The 19,323-nt window shown below is 74.2% G+C and carries 10 protein-coding genes; 7 read left to right on the forward strand and 3 right to left on the reverse strand.

Annotated elements, in window-relative coordinates; genetic code table 11:
- The first annotated feature begins 91 nt into the window (after positions 1-91).
- The gene (locus tag IEZ11_RS06765; RefSeq protein WP_189261646.1) at positions 92-880 is read left to right on the forward strand and encodes a hypothetical protein; all 789 of its coding nucleotides are present in this window, start codon (positions 92-94) and stop codon (positions 878-880) included.
- A gap of 117 nt (positions 881-997) precedes the next feature.
- On the forward strand, positions 998-2,884 hold the full coding sequence (locus IEZ11_RS06770; RefSeq protein ID WP_189261647.1) for a hypothetical protein: 1,887 nt from the start codon (positions 998-1,000) through the stop codon (positions 2,882-2,884).
- 79 nt (positions 2,885-2,963) lie between these two features.
- Here the strand turns inward: IEZ11_RS06770 and IEZ11_RS06775 are convergent, their stop codons facing one another.
- Together IEZ11_RS06775 and IEZ11_RS06780 are read right to left on the reverse strand one after the other, a co-directional pair.
- Positions 2,964-4,589 carry a S53 family peptidase gene (locus tag IEZ11_RS06775; protein ID WP_189261648.1) on the reverse strand — a complete coding sequence of 542 codons (1,626 nt, stop codon included), beginning with the start codon at positions 4,587-4,589 and terminating at the stop codon, positions 2,964-2,966.
- A gap of 136 nt (positions 4,590-4,725) precedes the next feature.
- Complete coding sequence (locus IEZ11_RS06780; protein ID WP_189261649.1) at positions 4,726-7,812, reverse strand: helix-turn-helix transcriptional regulator; 3,087 nt, start codon at positions 7,810-7,812, stop codon at positions 4,726-4,728.
- A 196-nt stretch (positions 7,813-8,008) separates the two neighbouring features.
- On the opposite strand from IEZ11_RS06780, the gene IEZ11_RS06785 reads away from it, so the two are divergent.
- Complete coding sequence (locus IEZ11_RS06785) at positions 8,009-9,364, forward strand: alpha/beta hydrolase (RefSeq protein WP_189261650.1); 1,356 nt, start codon at positions 8,009-8,011, stop codon at positions 9,362-9,364.
- A gap of 40 nt (positions 9,365-9,404) precedes the next feature.
- On the forward strand, positions 9,405-10,016 hold the full coding sequence (locus IEZ11_RS06790) for a type 1 glutamine amidotransferase family protein (protein WP_189261651.1): 612 nt from the start codon (positions 9,405-9,407) through the stop codon (positions 10,014-10,016).
- A 20-nt stretch (positions 10,017-10,036) separates the two neighbouring features.
- On the opposite strand, the gene IEZ11_RS06795 is transcribed toward IEZ11_RS06790, so the two are convergent.
- On the reverse strand, positions 10,037-11,764 hold the full coding sequence (locus IEZ11_RS06795) for a dolichyl-phosphate-mannose--protein mannosyltransferase (protein WP_373294840.1): 1,728 nt from the start codon (positions 11,762-11,764) through the stop codon (positions 10,037-10,039).
- A 278-nt stretch (positions 11,765-12,042) separates the two neighbouring features.
- Between IEZ11_RS06795 and IEZ11_RS06800 the strand changes: the two genes are divergently transcribed.
- From IEZ11_RS06800 to fxsT, 3 genes are read left to right on the forward strand one after another with little or no spacing between them, the layout of a single operon-like run.
- On the forward strand, positions 12,043-13,500 hold the full coding sequence (locus tag IEZ11_RS06800; RefSeq protein ID WP_229712847.1) for a VMAP-C domain-containing protein: 1,458 nt from the start codon (positions 12,043-12,045) through the stop codon (positions 13,498-13,500).
- Positions 13,497-14,606: an AAA family ATPase gene (locus IEZ11_RS06805; RefSeq protein ID WP_189261653.1), complete on the forward strand. Its 1,110-nt coding sequence runs from the start codon at positions 13,497-13,499 to the stop codon at positions 14,604-14,606. The genes IEZ11_RS06800 and IEZ11_RS06805 overlap by 4 nt, the downstream gene beginning before the upstream one ends.
- A complete protein-coding gene (fxsT, locus tag IEZ11_RS06810) occupies positions 14,606-19,276 on the forward strand; it encodes an FxSxx-COOH system tetratricopeptide repeat protein (protein WP_189261654.1) in 4,671 nt (1,556 codons plus the stop codon). Before IEZ11_RS06805 ends, fxsT begins: the two co-directional genes overlap by 1 nt.
- Positions 19,277-19,323 lie beyond the last annotated feature (47 nt).

The following is a 19,323-nucleotide window of genomic DNA, read 5'->3' on the forward strand; positions in this document are numbered from 1 at the left end:
GGACCGCCCCTCGTGGGTCTAGCCACTGATGACACACCATCAGGCCCGCCGCGGGGAGACGGCGCGGCCTGCCGTCCCGGAGGGGGACCCCATGCGTATCCGCCCGGCCATCGCCGTCGCGAGCCTCACGACCGCCCTGTCCATGTCCGTGATTCCGGCGACCGCCCACGCGGTGGCACCGGCCGCGGCCAGTGACACCACGTTCTCGGACGTCGTCGTCAACGGCGGCAAGGACATCGTGCTCGGCCTGACCACGAAGAAGACCGTCACGATCACCTGGACGGCCACCGACCCGGACGGCATCGCCGCGTCCTGGGCCTACCTGTGGCACGGCCCGAACACCGACGACGAGGACGGCACCCTGGGGGCGTACCCGGCGGGTACGTGCACCCAGTCGTCCACCGACCCCACCACCGCGTCCTGCACGGTGAGCATCGCCGTGGACGCCGCCCGCGACCTCGACCACAACGGCCTCGCCGGTACCTGGAACGTGCTCGCCGGGGCGCAGGACCGCACCGACGACTGGACGGAGATCGACGCCGCGGGCCACGCCTCGGTCAAGCGGCTCGCCAAGGCCACGGTGAACGCCGCGCCGGAGCCGGTGAAGAAGGGCAGGACCATCACGGTCACCGGCAAGCTGACCCGCGCCAACTGGACGAGCGGCAGCTACACCGGCTACCAGGGCCAGTCGGTCAAGCTGCAGTTCCGCAAGAAGGGCAGCTCCGTCTACACCACCCTGAAGACCGTCACCACCGGCACCGGCGGCGCGCTGCGGACCACCACCAAGGCCAAGGCGGACGGCTACTTCCGGTACGTCTTCGCCGGCACCGCCACCACCGGCCCGGCCACGGCGACGGGCGACTTCGTCGACGTCAGGTGACCCCCCTCCCGGCCGTTCCGGTCTCCCGGCCGTGCCAGGCGTGATCTGCGTTCCGGCCGGGTAGCAACGTCCTGCTCCGCCGCCGCTCGCGGGACGTGTGTGAAGGGGGATCACAGGGTGTCGGACGACGGCCCGCCGGACGACTGGGACGCGCACGAACGCCGGCTGTGGGAGGCGTACCGGCACGGCGAGTGGTGCGAGGACGTGCCGGAGGTACGGGCCGAGGCCCTGCGGTGGCTGCTCGTCGCCGCGCCGCGGCCCGCACCGGGGCGGCTGGCCCGGCTCAGGCTCCGCGGTGCCCGGATCACCGGCACCCTGGACCTGGCCGAGGCGGCCGTCCAGGGCGCGATCCGCCTCGACGCCTGCCGCTTCGAGGAGGTGCCCTGCTTCGACGGCGGGCAGTTCGGTGTGCTCCAGCTCAAGGACTGCGCCCTGCCCGGACTGAGCGCGGCCGGGGCGCGGGTGGGCCAGGAGTGCGAGATCGTGGGCTGCGCCCTCGACGGCACGCTCAACCTCCGCTCCCTGACCGTCGGTACGCATCTGCTGCTCGACCGCTCGACGGTGCGGGTGCCCGACGGCACGGCGGCCGTCGACGCGCGGTCGCTCGCCGTCGAGGAACACCTCTCCGCGACCGGACTGGTGTGCACCGGGCCGGTCCGGCTGGGGAGCTCCCGGGTGCAGGACACGCTCGGCTTCCGCGGCGCCCGGCTCCAGGGGGACCGGGCCTGTCTCCAGGCCCCCGAACTCACCGTGGGCGGCGGCCTCTACCTCGACCGGGGGTTCTCCGGCGACGGGGGCATCGACCTCTACGGTGCCTCGATAGGCGGTTCGCTGCATCTGGAGGACGCCACCCTCACCGGCCCGGACGCCCCCGGCGGTGAACCCGCTCTCCAACTGCTCTGCGCCTCGGTCGGCGGCGATATACAGGCCGGCTCGGGGTTCGGTGTGCGGGGGAGCGTCGACATGCGGGACACCTCGGTGCGGGGCAGCGTCGTGCTGCGGCGGGCCCGGCTGCACCATCCGGCCGGCACCGCGCTCAGGGCCCACCGCCTGCATGTCGGCGGCGACCTCGACTGCCGGGCCGGCTTCACCTCGCAGGGGACGGTGGACCTCTGCGACGCCCGGGTCGGCGGCTCCGCCCTGTTCGAGGGCGCCGAGCTGACCGGCCTGGCCGGGGCCGCCGCCCTGCGGGCCAACGGCATAGAGGTGGGCGCGGAGTTCAACTGCTGCGACGGGCTGACCGCGCACGGCCGGATCTCCCTCAGCAGCATCACCGTACGGGCCAGGCTCTGTTTCGAGAACGCCCTGCTGGACGTTCCGGCGGGGGAGCGGGCCCTGATCTGCCGGCGCTCCGCGGCCGCCGAGCTGACGCTGAAGCCCCGCGAGGCACCGCAGGGCATCGTCGACCTCAGCCACACCCGGGTCGGCGTACTGCGCGACGACCCGGCCGGCTGGTCCCGCTCGCTGGTCCTGGAGGGTCTCGCCTACGACAGCGCCAAGCCGGCGCTGCCCGGACACCGGCGGCTGACCTGGCTCGACCGCGACCCGGCCGGTTTCGCACCGCAGCCCTACGAGCAACTGGCCGCCAACTACCGGCGCCACGGCCGGGACGCCGACGCCCGCCTCGTCCTGCTCGCCAAACAGCGCCGCAGGCGGGCCACCCTGGCCTGGCCCGCCCGGATCTGGAGCCTCCTCCAGGACCTCACCGTCGGCTACGGCTACCGGCCGCTGCGCGCGGTGCTGCTGCTCGCCGTCTTCTTCACCGTCGGCACGGTGCTGTTCGCGGCCCGGCCGCCGTCGCCCTACGGCGACGGCACGCCCCCGGACTTCCAGCCGGCCGTGTACACCCTCGACCTGCTGCTTCCGGTGGTCGACTTCGGGCAGGAGCGCTCGTACAGCTCCCACGGCGCCATGCAGTGGGTGGTGGTCGTCCTGGTCAGCGTGGGCTGGGTGCTCGTGACCACGGTCGTGGCGGGGGCCAACCGGGTCCTGCGCAGATCCTGATCCCCCGGGCGCGCGACCGCCCCCGCGCGGGCCGGGACGGATCCCGGGGTGCGCAGGGGCGGTCGGTTCAGGGTGTGGATCAGCCGAGGAGCTTGGCCGCCAGGGTCGTGGCGTTGTAGGAGCCCCAGCCGGTGGTGAAGTCCCAGCCGGTGGCCGCGGAGTAGGCGCCGTTGCTGCCGCTGGTGATGTCGTGGAAGCCGGTGCCGCTCGCCGTGTAGAGGGCGGGGTTGGCGAAGCCGAGGTCGGCCTTGCCCTTCGCCGCGGCCTGCTGGTTGTAGAGGGCCGCGAACGCCGCCCACTCGGGGGCCGCCGCGCTGGTGCCGCCGACCGAGGACCAGGAGCCCTGCGAGTAGATGGAGACGCCGGGGCTCGGGTTGGCGTGCGCCGAGACGTCCGGGACCTGGCGGTAGCCGCCGCCGGCGCTCTTCTGGACCGCCGTCTGCCAGCTCGGGATCTTGAAGACGGTGGACCTGCCGCCACCGCCGCCGGACCAGGCCACCTCCTTGCTGAAGGCATTGGCGGAGGTGACGGTCAGCTTGGTGCCGCCGACGCCCGTGACGTACGGGTCGCTGGCCGGGTAGTCGACGGAGGTGCCGCCGTCGCCCGCGTCGTCGGAGCCGTCGTCACCGGAGGCCGCGTAGAAGCCGAGGCCCTCGGCGGCGCCCGCCTTGAAGACCGCGTCCACCGCGTTGATGTTGGAGGTGGTGCGGGCCGACTCCGCGGCGCCCCAGCTGATCGAGGTGGTCGGGATGCCGCTGTCGACGATGGCCTGGTACGTGTCGACCTCGCCGGCGTCGGAGTTGGGGCCCTCGAAGACCGTCACGTTCGCCTTCGGGGCGATCGCGTGCAGGACCTCGATGTCCAGCTCGACCTCGACCTGGCCGTCACCGAGCGAGCCGGAGCCGCCGTCCACCTTGGACACGGTCGGGGTGGGCGACCCGAGGCTGTAGTTGTTGTCGTACTTGGTGATGTTGGACTGCTGGAAGCCGTCGAACTCCAGCAGCGCGATCTTCTGGCCGCTGCCGGTGTACGTGCTGGAGACGTTGTAGCCGCCCTTGAGCTGGGCCGGGGTGTAGCCGCCGCCCGGACCGTCGTGCGGGGAGACGGTGTGCGGGGTCGCCTGGTGGTGCAGCTGGACCCGGTTGTTGAGGCCCGCCACGTCGCTGACGATGGAGGCGAGGGAGGACGGGAGCGTCGGCGCGCTGTCGTTGGCGTAGAAGGACCGGCCCGAGGCGGCGTCCTTCCAGGTCGACAGCCGGGTGCCGAAGGCCTTCTGGAGCTGGGCGGCGGTGCCGCTGGCGTCGACCAGCAGGTTGCCCGAGTGCACCCTGCCGACGGTGACGCCCTGCGAACGCAGGTAGTCCTTCAGCTGCTTGACCTCGGCGTCGGTCCGGCCGAAGCGGGCCGCGAACCGGCCCTTGGTCAGGTAGTGGCCGTAGGAGGCCGAGTGCGGGTCGCTGACCTTCGCCACGAAGGTGTCGAGCGCGGTGCCGCCCCGGGGGGTCAGGCTGATCGCCACGGATATCCGCTTGCCGGCCGCCACCTCGCCGGTGCGGGCGGCGTCGTGCTTGAGGCCGGGCAGGACGTCTCCGGCGACGGCGGCCCGCGCGGTGTGCGGGGCGCCTACCGCGTATGCGGCCGGAACGACGGCCGTGACCAGGGCCGGCGCGGCGATCAGGCCGAGCAGCTTCAGGCGTGACTTCACTGGGGTCCTCCGAGGAATGGAGAGTGGGGGGTGGGGAGTTGCGTCCCGGAAGCGGAACGGGATCACCGTAGGAACTCCGGCCGCACCCCCGTAAGCGGGGGAACCCTTGCGTCACGTGTTAACTGCGGATGTCATGTCAACGGCGTGTGTCGAGCGGCCGGGGCAGCCGGGCCCGGACGGGCTGACTCACCGTCACCGTCTGGGCGGCCGGGCCGGGCCGGTCGTCGTCACCGGTGTCCACCGCCGCGCCGGCCGCGATGACGGCGACCGCCATCGCGTGCGCCAGCGCGGTACGCGAGCGCACGCCGAACTTGCGGTAGACCCGGGACAGCGCCCCCTCCACCGTCTTGACGCTGATGAACAGCTCGGCGGCGACCTCCCTGTTGGTCGCCCCGCCGCCGACCAGTTCGGCGATCCGGGCCTCCGCGGGCGTCAGTTCGGGCCCGCGCGCGCCCGTCTCGCCGCCGCGCTCCCAGGCGGCCAGCCGGGCCAGTTCGTCCCGGGCCCGGGACGCGAGCGGGGCCGCGCCGATACGGGTCGCCGTCTCCAGGGCCTCGGCGAGCGCCTGGCGGGCCGCGTTCCGGCGGCGGGCGCGGCGCTCGACCGCGCCGAGTGCGATCAGGGTGCGTACCAGTTCGACGGGCAGCGGCAGCCGGCGCAGCCGGTCGACGGCGGCGCGCAGCCGTACCGCCCCCTCCCGGGCCCGGCCCAGGCCCGCCTCGCGCAGTCCCTCCGCCCGGTCCAGCGCGGCCAGGACGCTGCCGGGCGCGCCGTCCGGCAGCCGCTCCCGGGCGTCGTGGAGCACGGCCCCGGCCGCGTCCGTCTCGCCCAGCAGCACCAGGGCCTCGGCCAGGTCGCCGTGCCAGAGCAGCAACGGCGGGTCAGCGGCGCACATGGCCTCGCCGAGTTCCCTGACGCGCTGCAGAGCCTCGACGGCGGCAGCCGCTCCCCGCGGATCGCCGCCGAGCAGTTCGGCCTGCCCGAGCACCGCGAGCGCCCGCAGCAGGAACAGCCGGTCGCCGTCCGCCTCCGAGGCGCGGACCGCCTGCGCGGCCAGCCGCCGGGCCTCGTCGGCGGCTCCGCCGGCGGTCGCCGCGAGCGCCGCCGCGTACAGCGCCGGAGCCGCCCGGGGCAGGGCGCGCGAGCAGCGGGCCGCGGTGCGCAGCGCCTCCCGGCACTGCCCGGCGCGCACCTGGATGCGGGTCAGCGCCACCAGGGTCGCGACGGTCTCCTCCGCCCCGGCCGGCTCCCCGGTCGCGGCGAGCAGCGGCACGACCTGGTCGCGGGCCTCGGTCACCCGGTCGGAGTCCAGGGCGAGGATGGCCCGCATCCGAATCAGCCGCCGCCTCTCCGGCCCACCGGAACGCTCCGCCGGGAGCGCCGCGGTGTCCGGGGGCGCCGCGGTGTCCGGGGGCGCTGCGGTGTCCGGGGGCGCCGCGACATGCCGTGTGCCGGCTGCGGCGCCGTCGTGGCTGGTCGCGCAGTTCCCCGCGCCCCTTTGGGGCGCTGGTGGGTTGGGGTGGGTTGTGTCGGTTGTGGTGTTGTCGTGGTTGGTGGCGCAGGGTGCTGGTGGGGCGTGGCGGAGTACGGTCAGTGCCTCTGTCAGTGCGGCGTCGGCGGCGACCGGGTCTCCGGCCAGGGACCGTACCCGGGCGAGGGTGGCGAGCGCGTCGATCCTGGTGTCGGTGTCGCCGGCCGCGCCCGCCTGCCGGGCGGCCCGCCGGGCATGCCCGGCCGCCTCCGCCAACTCCCCGCACAGCAGGCCGCGTACGGCCGCCCAGCTGTGCAGCCGGGCCTCGGCGCGCGGATCACCGGCCGCGTCCCGCAGGCCGTCCGAGATCAGGTCCTCGGCGCCCTCCAGGGCCTGCCCGGCGCCGCGCAGCAGGACCAGGCGGGCCCGTACCCGCTGCGCCGCCGAGTCCGACCGGGCGAGCACCGCCCCGGCGGCCTCGCCCGCCTCCTCGGTGCGTCCGGCGTCGCAGGCGTACTCGGCGGCGGCCAGCAGCCGTTCGGCACGTTCCGCCGGGTGGCCGGCCGGGGTCCGGCGGGCGGCGAGGACGGCCAGTTCGAAGGCGGTGCCGGGGTCGCCGTCACGGCGCGCGGACCCGGCCGCGGACATCAGGGTGCGGGCCGTGGTCTCGTCCTCGTACGGATGGGCGAGCCCGAGATGACGGGCCCGCTCCACCGGTTCGGGCACCGCGCCGGCCAACAGCGCGTGCGCCTGCCGCCGCCCGTGTCCGTCCGCGTCGGCGTGCACGGCGGCCCGGAGCACGGGGTGCCGGAAGCGTACGACCCCGTCGGCGTCGGCCGTCGCGATGCCGGCCCGCTCCGCCTGGGCGAGGTCGGCGGCCGGGTCGGGCAGCCCGGCGGCGCGCAGCAGGGTGAGGCTGGGGCGGGCGGCGGCGCTCGCGACGAGGAGGGCGTGCCGCACCGGCTCCGGCAGCGCACGGACCCGCGCCAGCAGGAGGGTGCGCAGTCCCTCCGGCACCGGGGGCAGCGCGCCGAACCCGGCGGGCGCCGGGGCGCGCAGCGCCGCGCGCCCCAACTCACGCGCGTAGTAGGGGTTTCCGGCGGCGGTCCGCTGGATCTCCCGCAGCACGGTCGGGGGCAGGTCGGTGCCGAGGTCGGTGCGGACGAGGCGGGCGGTCTCGTCGTCCGTCAGGGGCGGCACGGGGAGTTCGACGGTGCCGGGCGGGCAGCAGCGCAGCCGCTCCGGCTGGCCGCCGTCCGCCACCCGCTCGGCGGCGAGCATCCGGACGCCGGGACCGTCGAGCCGGCACACGGCGTAGGCGAGGACGTCGGCGGTCGGTTCGTCGAGCCACTGGAGGCCGTCGACGACCAGCAGGACGGGTCCGCCGGCGGCCAGGGCGCGCAGCGCGTCGAGGACGGCGACGCGCACGGCGAGCAGCCCGCGGCCGTCCGCCGGTCCGCCGCCGCGCAGCAGGGCCGTCCGCAGCGCCGCCCGGGGCTCGGGCGGCAGCGTCTCCAGCCGGCTCTCCGGGACCCCGGCGAACAGGTCGACGAGCCCCGCGAACGGCAGCCGGGCGTCCTCCTCGGCGGGCGCGCAGCGCAGTACGGTGCCGGCCGCGGGGGCGTCGGCGGCGAGGGCCGCCACGAGCGTGGACTTGCCGATGCCGGCGGGCCCGTGGAAGAGCACTCCGGGACGCGCCGCCGTCTGGACCCGGGCGGCGTCGAGCAGCGTACGGCGCCCGGTCAGAACCATGTGTTCATGACAACCTCCGGTGATCCGCCGTGTCAATGACGTTCGTCACCATCCCGCCGGACGGCCCCTGCCCGACATGGCCCAACAGGTCATGTCTTCTTCCTGAATCCCTCGTTACGGAACGCGGAAGGCTGTTCCGCCCTCCTCCTGTGCGGAAGCGACGAGGCACGGGCAGGGAAACCAGGGACTGAGTGACATGGGTTTGACCAGTCGAACGACCGTATACGCGCTGACGGCGCTGGCCGCCCTGTGTGTGCTGCTGCTGGTCTGGCTGTGGCCGCGGTTCGCCAAGCCAGGTCCGCTGCACGTGCTCGGGCGGCTCGGGGCCATCGCGGTGACGCAGGTGACGATCGTCGCGGCGTTCGCGTGCGCGGTGAACTCGTCGTACCAGTTCTTCGGCTCCTGGAACGAGCTGTTGGGCAACGTCGACACCGCTCCCGTCGGCGTGACGCAGGCGGCCGGCGGGAACGGCGGCGGCTCGGTGAACGGCATAAGCAGCGTCCGCGGGGCGTCGCTCGTGCAGCCCGCCGGGGACCAGCAGTTGAGCCGGGTCAGCGGGCTGCCGAGCGGGCCCGCGGCGGCCGTCGGCCGGGTGGAGTCGGTGAAGATCATCGGCCGCCGCACCGGCGTGGTCGACCCGGCCTTCGTCTATCTGCCGCCGCAGTACTTCCAGAAGGCGTACCACCGCATGCGCTTCCCGGTGGTCGTCGCGCTCAGCGGCTACCCGGGCAGCATCTTCAACCTCGCCCAGCACCTGCGGGTCTCGCAGACCGCCGGCGAGCTCCAGCGCAGGGGCCGGATGCAGCCGACGATCATGGTGATGATCCGGCCCACCATCGCCCCGCCGCGGGACACCGAGTGCGTGGACGTCCCCGGCGGACCGCAGACCGAGACGTTCCTGGCCAAGGACCTCCCGGACGCGATCAAGTCCGTCTACCGGGCCGGCCACGACGCGAACTCCTGGGGCGTCATGGGGTACTCCTCGGGCGGCAGTTGCGCCCTCCAGCTCGCCATGCGCGACCCCGGCGTCTACACCACGGCCGCCGCCCTGTCGCCCGACTACCAGGTCAAGGACGACCCCACGACGGGCAACCTCTTCGGCGGCGGTCCCGACCGCCAGGCCCGGGTCGACGGCCACGACCTGATGTGGCGGCTGAAGCACCTGCCCGCGCCGCAGGTCTCGGTACTGGTCGCCAACAGCAGGCACGGCGAGAAGGGGTATGCGCAGACCGAGGCCTTCATCAAGGCCGTCAAGGCGCCCATGCGGGTCGTCTCCATCCTCCCCGAGAACGGCAGCCACAACTTCCCCACCTGGGTACGGGAGATGCCCGCCGCCCTGCAGTGGATGAACGGACAGCTGACCTTCCCCCAGGACGTCGTACCCCGCCACCACGCGGGGAGGACGGCGACCGAGGCGGCCGGCGGACCCGGCACCGGTACCGGTGCCGTTCCCGGTGCCGGTTCCAGCCCCGACCCCCGGCCCGGCCATGCCTCGGTCCGCGCGGCGGGCCGGGAGCCCACGCCCAGGCCCACGGCCTCGGCCCACCGCTGACCGTAGTGTGGGTGTCCGGTGCCGGACCGGAGGAGTCGCGATGCAGGTAGCCGTGGTCACCTTCGACGGGTTCAACGAGCTCGACTCCTTCATCGCCGCCGCGCTGGTCAACCGGTGCCGGGGGGACGGGCTGGAGGCGTTCCTCACCACGCCCGCCCCGGTCGTCACGTCCATGAACGGCGTCGAGGTGCACGGGCAGCGGCCGCTGGAGTTCGTCGCCGAGGCCGGCGCCGTGCTGATCGGCAGCGGGGTGCGCACCCGGGACGTGGTCGCCGACGACCGGCTGCTCTCCCGGCTGCCGCTCGACCCCGCACGCCAGCTGATCGGCTCGCAGTGCTCAGGCGCCCTGGTACTGGCCCGGCTCGGCCTGCTGGACGGCCGGCCCGCGTGCACGGACACGGTCAGCCGGCCCTTCGTCGAGGACCTCGGGGTCCCCGTGCTGGACGCGCCGTTCCACAGCGCGGGGAACATCGCCACGGCCGGCGGCTGCATGGCCTCGCAGTACCTCGGCGCCTGGGTGATCTCCCGGACGCTCGGCGACCGGGCCGTCCGCGAGGTCGTCGGCTACACGGCACCGGTGGGTGAGCGGCGGGAGACCGTCGACCGGGTCCTGCGCGCCGTCCGCACCGGCGAGAGGGCCGCGCTGGGCTGAGCCCCGGCGGCAGGCGGCCCTCAGATCCAGGTGTCGAGCCACATCCTGGCCTGCCAGCCGCTGTAGGGAATCGTCTGCCCGGTGTAGATCGGGTAGAAGTAGACGAAGTTCCAGGCGATGAGGAGCACCAGCGTCCCCGCGGCCACCGCGCCCCGGGTACGGCGCCGGCGGTCCGCGCCCGGCGGGCCCAGCACGGCACCGAGCATCATCGCCACGGCCAGGCACAGGTACGGCACGAAGACCACGGCGTAGAAGGAGAAGACCGTGCGGTCCTGGTAGAGGAACCAGGGGAGGTAACCGGCCGCCACCGCGCAGAGGATCGCGCCGGCCCGCCAGTCGCGGCGCAGCGCCCACCGGTACAGCAGGTAGGCCAGGGCGAAGCAGGCCGACCACCACAGCACCGGGGTGCCCAGGGCGAGGACCGTGCGGGTGCAGGCGGACGCGGTGGTGCAGCCGTCCTGGCCGGGCTCCGGGGAGGTGTAGGCGAACAGCACGGGACGGCCGAGGACCAGCCAGCTCCAGGGGTTCGACTGGTACTTGTGCGGCGAGTGCAGGTTCACGTTGAACTGGTAGACGAGGTACTCGTAGTGCCAGAGGCTGCGCAGCGGGGCCGGTATCCACGACCAGGTGCCGCCGCGGCCGTCCGCCCAGTGCCGGCCCCAGCCGTCGTCGGACAGGAACCAGCCGGTCCAGGTCACCAGGTAGGTCAGCACGGCGGTCGGGACCAGGGCGAGGACCGACCAGGGGAGGTCCCGGCGCAGCACCGCCCGGTAGGGGTGGCTCGCCCCGGCCACGCGGCGGGCGCCGACGTCCCACAGCAGCGTCAGGACCACGAAGAAGACCAGGACGTACAGGCCGTTCCACTTGGTCGAGGCGGCCAGGCCGAGGAGGACGCCGGCCGCGAGGCGCCAGGGCCGCCGCCCCGTACCGGCCCGGTCACCGGTGCCGGCGTCCGGACGCACCCGGCCCGCCGGGTCGGCCGGCAGGGCCGCCGCGAGCCGGGCCCGCGCCCGGTCCCGGTCGATCAGCAGGCAGCCGAAGGCGGCCAGCACGAAGAACATGACGACGAGGTCCAGCAGGGCGGTGCGGCTCATCACCAGGTGCAGGCCGTCGATCGCCATCAGCGCCCCGGCCAGACAGCCCAGGAACGTCGAACGGAACAGGCGGCGGCCGATACGGCACAGCATGAACACCGACAGGGTGCCCAGCAGCGCCGTCATGAAGCGCCAGCCGACGGGGTCGAGGCCGAACAGCCCCTCGCCGACGGCGATCAGCCACTTGCCCGTCGGCGGGTGCGCGACGAAGGAGCCGGCGTCGGAGAGCGAGATCACCTGGGGGTGCGCCAGGATCCGGGGGTCGGCGACCGTGCGGTCCGGCCAGGTGCCCTCGTACCCGAGGTGCAGCAGTGCCCAGGCGTCCTTGGCGTAGTACGTCTCGTCGAAGATGAGGTCGCGCGGCCGGCCGAGGTGCCAGAAGCGGAGGGCGCCGGCCAGGACGGCGACGAGCAGCGGGCCCAGCCACTCCGTCGCCCGCGCGAGGCGCCCGGCCCGGTCCGGGCCGAGGCCCAGGAGCAGCCAGGGGCGGGTGGCGGGCCGGGGGAAGGGCGGGACCAGGCGTTCCCGGACGTCGGTGTGCGGCGGGGCCCCGGCGTAACCGAACCGGCGCAGCCGGTCCAGCCGCCCGAGGGGGGCCGGCGCCGGACGTATGCCGTCGAGGTCGTGGGCACGCGTCGCGCTGGTGTTCGTCACCGGACGACCTTAGGACACGGGCGAGAAGCCGTGCCGACGGGCCCGCCGCGCCCGGCTTTGCGCACGTCCGTGCGGCCGTCCGGCGGATGCCGGTCATTGCGCTTCCGGGGTGGCCACGTGTAAGGCCTGGGCCATACCCTGGACCCAGGGCTGCGGCACCCGGACTGCTCTGCAACGGGAGGGAGTTGGGGGACGCCGGAGCCGTGACGGGGGGACTTTTGTTCAGTGGGAGAAACGGCGGTCATGCGGCGGGGTTCGAGCATGAGCTGGTAGACCAGATGTGCGCGGTGTCGGGACTCGATGCACCGGGAGGGCGCGATCTCTTGATCGACATGCTGGCGGGCCGGTTACCCGAGTTAGCCAACGTCCGGCGACACGACCGTAAGCGGCACGACATTATGGAGATAGCCCGAGCCTGCTGGCAGCGGCCCGCGGGACTCTCGGTGTTGGTGGACACCCTCCAGGTGTACGACCCCGGCTCGATCCCGGTCCTGCGGATCGTGGAGCTGGTCACCGCCTCACCGGTGCTCGCGGTGCTGCCCGAACCCGAACTCCGCAGAGCACGCTCGCTGTTGGCCCGCCTGCCGCATCCGGACGCACAGGGCCTGCTGTACGCGGCCGCCGGTGACCTGCCGCTTCCGGCGCACCCGGTCGGCAGCCTCCAGGAGGCCTTCGACTTCCTCGCCGGGGCCAACGCCCGCCCCGACGGCCTGCTCCCGGTGCTGGTCCTGGTGGAGCACGCGATGGCGGCGGGCGCGGCGGGCGGCGCGGACCGGCAGGTCATCGACGGCCTGCGCGGCTGGAACGACGATCAGAGCACCCGGCTCGACCTGGAGAAACCCCTCGGGGCCCTGCGCTCGCAGATCGCCCGGGGAGCTGCCGCGGAACCGGCTCCGGCCTGCCTCGTTGTCCAGTTGAGCAAACACGGGATGAGCTCGGACGAGTACCTGCTGTCGCACTGGCGTCAGCGGCGTCCGGGCTCCTGGCGGCCGGAGCGCGGAGAGGACCAGATCGTGGCCCTGGGCGGGATCGAGGCCGCGGTCGAGCAGTTGGTCGAGAGCGTCGAGGAGGACTGGGGCGAGCAACCCGGCAGGCCGGTACTGGAGTTCGTACTGCCGCTCCAGTTGCTGAACCATCCCATGGAATGGCTGCCGACGGCCTCCGACCCGTCCGCCGCGACCGCGCTGTGCCTGGACTACCCGGTGGCGCTGCGGAGTCTGGAGCGGATGCGGGCCCGGCGGTACCACCGGCGCTGGCGCAACCGCTGGCAGCAGCTGGCGGCCGCCCCCCGGATCGTCTGCCACTGGGACACCACGGGGGAGCGCGGCCACGACCCCGTGCGGTGGAGCAGCACGCTCGTCGCGGACGAGCGGCTGGTGTCGGTCGCGCTCACCGGACCGCCGCTGCCCGGACCAGGCGGCCGTCAGGCCATGCTGGAGGCCGCGCTGCGGGCCGGGGTGCCGCTGGCGGTCTGGGACCGCCGGCCCACACCCCCGGGCGACCTCAGGAAGCGGGTCGACAAGCTGCTGAAGGGAACCGCCGCCGAAATGCCGCAACGCGTACGGCAGTTGCGGAACGAGGCGGCCACCGCCGCCGCGGCGCAGCGCGATGCGCACGCGGGACGTCATCTCGCGGTGCTCCTCGACAACCCGAACCGGATGGTGGACTGGTCCGAATACCCGGCGTCGGATCCCGGGAGCGTACGCGGCGGACACAACGACGAGGGGGCCTCATGAGCCGCGTCCAGCACCCGGTGGGGAACGGCCACAACGGCGGTCCGGCCAGCCGTAGTTGGTGGATCTACCGGGGCACGGGGCAGCCGCTGCCCGACATCCGCCTCGCCGACGTGCTGCCCCCGCCGCCCGGCTGGCGGGACTTCGACGGCGGCCCGGTGCTGCCGCCCGTACCCTCCGAGAGCGCCGAGACCGACCGGCGGCTCGGCAGCGTGGGCCGCACCACCTCCCGGCAGAACCCGCACGACATCGACATGATCAACACGGCGCTGCTGCTGCGCAGGCCGCTGCTGGTGACCGGCCGGCCCGGTATCGGGAAGTCCACGCTGGCCTATCTGGTCGCGCGTGAGCTGGGCCTGGGCCGGGTGCTGCACTGGGGGATCACCTCACGCAGCACCCTGCGTTCCGGTCTGTACGAGTACGACGCGATCGGCCGGGCCCAGGCCTCCCTCGGGCGGGGCCCGGCCGCCGGCGGAACCCCGGAGGCGGCGGACGCGGCCGCGTCGGCGGCACCGGAGGGCGGCACCGGGCCACGGATCGGGGATTTCGTGCGGCTCGGCCCGCTCGGCACCGCCCTGCTCCCGTACGAGCTGCCCCGCGTCCTGCTCATCGACGAGCTGGACAAGAGCGACATCGACCTGCCCAGCGACCTCCTCCATGTGCTGGAGAACGGCTCGTACGACATCCCCGAGCTGGTCAGAGCCCGTCATCACGAGGGCCGGGCACGGGTGTTCACCGACGACCCGGACGCCACGGTCACGGTGACGGACGGCCGGGTCCGGTGCCGGGCCTTCCCGTTCGTCGTCATCACCAGCAACGGGGAACGGCAGTTCCCGCCGGCCTTCCTGCGCCGCTGTGTCCGGCTGGACGTCTCCCCGCCCCGCGAGGACCAGCTGGCCACCATGATCGCCGCGCACTTCCGGGACCAGGAGGGCCGGTACGACGACATGATCCGGGCGTTCGTGGAGCGCAGCCGGCAGAACGGCGGGCTGGCCACCGACCAGCTGCTCAACGCCGTGTTCCTGCGCACGGCCGGGGTCCGGGAGGACGACGAGTCCTGGGGCGAGCTGCTGGAGGCCCTCTGGCGTGAGCTGTCGGGGGCGCCCTGATGGGAGAGGACTCGCGTGCCCGTCCGGAGGCCTTCGAAGTGGCGGAGGCCCTCTGGCTGCACGCGTACCAGACGCTGGCGGCGCGGCTGCCGGCGTCGGACCGCCCGCCGCAGCCCCGGCCGACCGGGCTGTCGGGCCTCTCCGGGCTGCCCGAAACCCTCGACGCGGCACCGGAGTCCGGCCGCGGCGGCCGGGCGCACGGGGTGAACGGGGCGAACGGCACGGGCCGGCCGGGCGGGGCGGACGCGGCAGGCGAGACAGGCGAGGCAGGCGGGTCGGGCCGTACGGCCGGGGCCGGCGGCAGTTCGGCCGGCGACAGTACGACGGGCGGGACGGACGGAACGGGCGGGGCGGGCGGCGCCACGGAGGGCGGGGCCGTCGGCCCCACGGCGGCCGGGAACGGTGCCGGAACGGCGGGCGGGTCCGTCGGCGGCGAGCCGCGGGACGAGCCGGGCGACCTGGCCGAGGTGCTGTTCCTGCCGTTGCCGCCCGCCGGGCCGGAGGGCGCCGGTCCCGGTTCCGCGCGGGAGCGGGCGGCCCGGCGGGCCGGCGCCGAGGCGGCGGAGGCGGCCGGGCCGCCCGAGGAGGTGCCGGACCTGGGGGACGCGGCGGGGATCACCCGTGCGCTGCGGCCCCTGAAGCAGCTGGTGCCCTCGGCGTCCGAGGTCGAGCTGGACGAGGAGACCACCGCCGAACGCGCCGCCGAGGACGGCGTGTGGGTGCCCTACACCCGGTCGGCGGACGAGCGCCGGTTCGAGCTGGTCGTGGTCGTGGACGACCACGCCACCCTGGTGATCTGGGAGCAGACGGTCGCCGAGTTCACCGCCGTGGCGGAGCGGCTGGGTGCCTTCCGTGATGTCCGGGTGCGCCGGCTCGGCCTGCGCGAGACCGCCCGGGGGCCGGAGGCGGTACTGCGCGGGCCGTACCCGGAGCACGGCGTCCACGGTGTCCCCGGCGAGCTGGTGGACCGCACCGGCCGTCGCATCGTCCTGGTCCTGACCGACGGCCTGGGGCCGCTGTGGCGGACCGAGGCCGGCCGGCGGGCGCTGGAGCTCTGGTCGGCGGCCGGGCCGGTGGCGGTGGTGCACCTGCTGTCCCAGCGGGACTGGCACCGCACCGCGCTGGCGCCCCGGCCGGCGCGGCTGCGCAGCCCCCGCGCGGGGGCCCGCACCACCGAACTGGCCGTGGACTTCCCGGCCGAGTGGCACGATCCGTTCGACCCGCCGCCCGGCACCTGGACCGCGGCGGTCCCGGTCCTTGAGCTGGACGCCCGGTGGCTGGGCCGCTGGGCCGGTCTGGTGGCCGGTACGGAGCCCGGCTGGGTCGAGGCCCCGGTCCTGCTGCTGGGCGCGCCCGAGACGTCCGAGGCGGACCTCGACGAGCCGCCGCCGGTCGTCCCGGCCCCCTCGGTGCAGGAGCGGATCCGGCGCTTCCGCAGCCAGGCCACCCCCATCGCCTTCCGGCTGGCCACCCATCTCGCCGCCGCTATCCTGGAGCCCCGCCTGGTGCGGGACGTACGGCGCAGACTGGTGCCCGAGGCGCGGCCGGCCCATCTGGCCGAGCTCTTCCTGAGCGGCCTGCTGGAGCAGCCGTCGCCCGCCGGGGCGCAGAGCGCCGTCGCGCCCGCGCCGCTGGAGTTCGTCGACGGCGCGCGCGAAGCGCTGCTGGCGGGCGCGATGCGCGCGGACACGGCCCGGGTGGTGAGCTCGGTCTCCGAGTTCTACGGCGACCGGTTCGAGGCGGCCCGCGGGCTGCACGGTGCGCTGCTCGCCCCGGAGGAGGAGCCGGTTCCACAGGTGACGGCGGAGAGCCTGCCGTTCGTGCGTGTCGAACTGGCCGTGCTGCGCGCGTTGTCGGGGCCCTACCTGCGGCGCGCCCGCCGGGTCGGGGCAGCCCTGGAAGGGGCCCCTCAGGGTGCGTCGATCACCGAGAATTCGCGGCAATTAGGCCACGATGTCCGTAATGAAGATGTTGTAAATTCAGATTTGGGCGGCCCGGACATGACCGACACCACTGCCAGTGAGCACCAGCACGCAGCGGAAGGATCCGCGAGCGGGACTCCGGTGCGGGAGATTCCCGTTCCGAGTGCCGACGGACAGCCGGGCGCCGGTCTCCTGTCACCCGGCAGGACGGTCCCGGACCCGGCCGCACCGCAGTCCCGTCCGGCCACCCCGCAGCGCGCCTCCGTACCGGTGGTCTGGGGCAACGTGCCGCCGAACAACCCCAATTTCACCGGGCGGGAGGAACTTCTCGCACAGGTGCACGAGCAGTTGCTGACGGGCGACACCTCGGCGGTGCTGCCGCACACCCTGCACGGCATGGGCGGTGTCGGGAAGTCCCAGATCGCCATCGAATACGTGTACCGGCACACCGCCGAGTACGACGTGATCTGGTGGATCCCCTCCGAACAGCCCACGATGATCCTGACCGCGCTCACCGAACTCGCCCACCGGCTCGACCTGAACGTGGGCACGGAGGCCAACCGGGCGGTCCCGGCGGTGCGCGAGGCGCTGCGCCGGGGCGAGCCCTACGACCGCTGGCTCCTGGTGTTCGACAACGCCGAGAACGTCGAGGCCGTACGCCCCTACTTCCCGACCGGCGGCACCGGCAAGATCCTCATCACCTCCCGGAACCAGGAGTGGGACCGGGTGGCCAGGACCCTCTCCGTGGACGTCTTCACCCGTGAGGAGAGCAAGGCGCTGCTGCGCCGCCGGGCCCGCGACCTGAGCGACGCCGACGCCGACCTGCTCGCCGAGGAGCTGGGCGACCTGCCCCTCGCCATCGAGCAGGCCGCGGCCTGGCAGGCCGTCACCGGCATGGCCGTGGACGAGTACCTGGGGCTGATCCGGGAGAAGATCGCGGAGCTGATGCTGGAACTCGTCCCGTCGCCGGACTACCCCATGTCGGTGGCCGCCGCCTGGGACGTCTCGCTGCGCCAGCTGGAACAGCGCAATCCCGCCGCGCTCCAGCTCCTCCAGGTCTGCTCCTTCTTCGCCCCCGAGCCGATCTCGCGGACCCTCTTCAACAACTCGCGCAGCACCATCGCGCCCGAGATCGACGAGGCCCTGCGCCACCCGATCCGGCTCGGCCGGGCCATCCGGGAGATCAACGTCTACGCGCTGGCCCGCATCGAGCACCGGCACGACACCATCCAGCTGCACCGTCTGGTCCAGGCGGTCCTGGTCAACCGCATGTCCCCGCAGCAGCAGGCGGACATGCGGCACGGCGCGCACCTGCTGCTCGCCGACGCCAACCCCAACAGCCCCGGCTCCCGGGAGCTGTGGCCGCGCTACCAGCAGCTGCTGCCGCACATCGTGGTGTCCCGGGCCGTGGAGTGCGACTCGCCCTGGGTGCGCGGCCTGATCCGGGACGTGGTGGAGTTCCTCTCCATCTGGGGTGACTTCGACGGCGCGGTCTCCCTGGCGCGCGAGGCGCTCCAGGTGTGGACCGGGAAGTTCGGCGCCGAGGACCAGCAGACGCTGGAGATGGCGAAGTGGCTGGCCTTCCTGCTGCGCAGGGTGGGCGAGTACGAGGAAGCCGCCGCCATGATGCAGCGCACCGCGGACACGTACGTCCGGGTCGCGGGCGAGGACGACGAGGGCACCCTGGACGCCCTCATCCAGCTGACCAGCGGACTGCGGCTGAGGGCCGAGATGGCGCAGGCGCTGGACATCAACCGGTCGGTCTACGAACGCTCCTTGCGCGCCTTCGGCGAGGACGACCCGGCGACCCTCCGCGCGGCGCACAGCCTGGGCATCGGCCTGCGGCTGATGGGCCTGTACCAGGAGGCCCGCGAGCGGGACGCGGAGACGGCCCGGCTGCGTGGCCTCACCCTCGGCGAGAACCACCTCGACACCCTGAACACCCTCAGCGGCCTGTCCCTCGACATGCGCGAGGTCGGCGACTACCTGGGAGCGCTGGTCCACCAGGAGGACGTCTACGCCCGCTACCTCGCCAACTACGGCGAGGACAACCCGGCCAGCATCACCTGTGCCCGGGTGCTCGCGGTGTGCCGTCGGCGCGCCGGCGACCACGACGGGGCGCTGCAACTCGCCGAACTGGGGCTGGCGCAGGTCCGGAGCCGTTACGGGGCCGACCACCCGGACGCCATCGCCTTCGCGGCCAACCTGGTCGTCGACCTGCGGCAGGACGGCCAGCTGGAGCGGTCCCGGGAGGTGGGCGAGGCGACCGTCGAGCGCTACGCCGCCCAGCTGGGCCCTGCTCACCCCTACACCCTGTCGGCCCGTACGAACGTGGCCATCACCCTGCGCCACCTGGGCGAGCTCGACGCCGCCGGGGAACACCTCGACATGGCGTTGCGGGGCATGCGCGAGTCGCTGGGCGACGAGAACATCCTCACCGTGACCACGGCGCTCGGCATGGCCAACCACCTCAGCGCGCTGGGGCGCCACACGGAGGCCCTGGAACTGGACCGGCAGAGCCTGGAGATCCTCAGGCGTGACATCGGTCCGGACCACCCGACCACCCTGGCCTGCGCCAACAACGTCGCTCTGGACCTGCGTGCGCTGGAACGCGTGGACGAGGCCACGGTGCTGCACACCGACACCCTGACCCGGTTCCGCCGGACGCTGGGCGAGAGCCACCCGGCGACCGTCGCCGCCGCCAGCAGCCAGCGGGCCGAGGCGGACATCGCCCCGGTGCCGTTCTGACCGAGGGCCGACGGCCGGGCCGCGGGTCGGGCCGAGGGCCCGGCCGG

Origin of the sequence: Streptomyces fuscichromogenes (assembly GCF_014645815.1) — a bacterium.
In the GTDB taxonomy this organism is placed as follows: Bacteria; Actinomycetota; Actinomycetes; order Streptomycetales; family Streptomycetaceae; genus Streptomyces; species Streptomyces fuscichromogenes.

What these genes read in the sequence shown, in the direction of transcription:
- IEZ11_RS06785 (WP_189261650.1), top strand. Translation starts at nt 8,009, where the DNA reads ATGGGTTTGACCAGTCGAACGACCGTATACGCGCTGACGGCGCTGGCC.
- IEZ11_RS06805 (WP_189261653.1), top strand. Translation starts at nt 13,497, where the DNA reads ATGAGCCGCGTCCAGCACCCGGTGGGGAACGGCCACAACGGCGGTCCG.
- fxsT (WP_189261654.1), top strand. Translation starts at nt 14,606, where the DNA reads ATGGGAGAGGACTCGCGTGCCCGTCCGGAGGCCTTCGAAGTGGCGGAG.
- IEZ11_RS06800 (WP_229712847.1), top strand. Translation starts at nt 12,043, where the DNA reads ATGTGCGCGGTGTCGGGACTCGATGCACCGGGAGGGCGCGATCTCTTG.
- IEZ11_RS06780 (WP_189261649.1), bottom strand. Translation starts at nt 7,812, where the DNA reads ATGGTTCTGACCGGGCGCCGTACGCTGCTCGACGCCGCCCGGGTCCAG.
- IEZ11_RS06790 (WP_189261651.1), top strand. Translation starts at nt 9,405, where the DNA reads ATGCAGGTAGCCGTGGTCACCTTCGACGGGTTCAACGAGCTCGACTCC.
- IEZ11_RS06765 (WP_189261646.1), top strand. Translation starts at nt 92, where the DNA reads ATGCGTATCCGCCCGGCCATCGCCGTCGCGAGCCTCACGACCGCCCTG.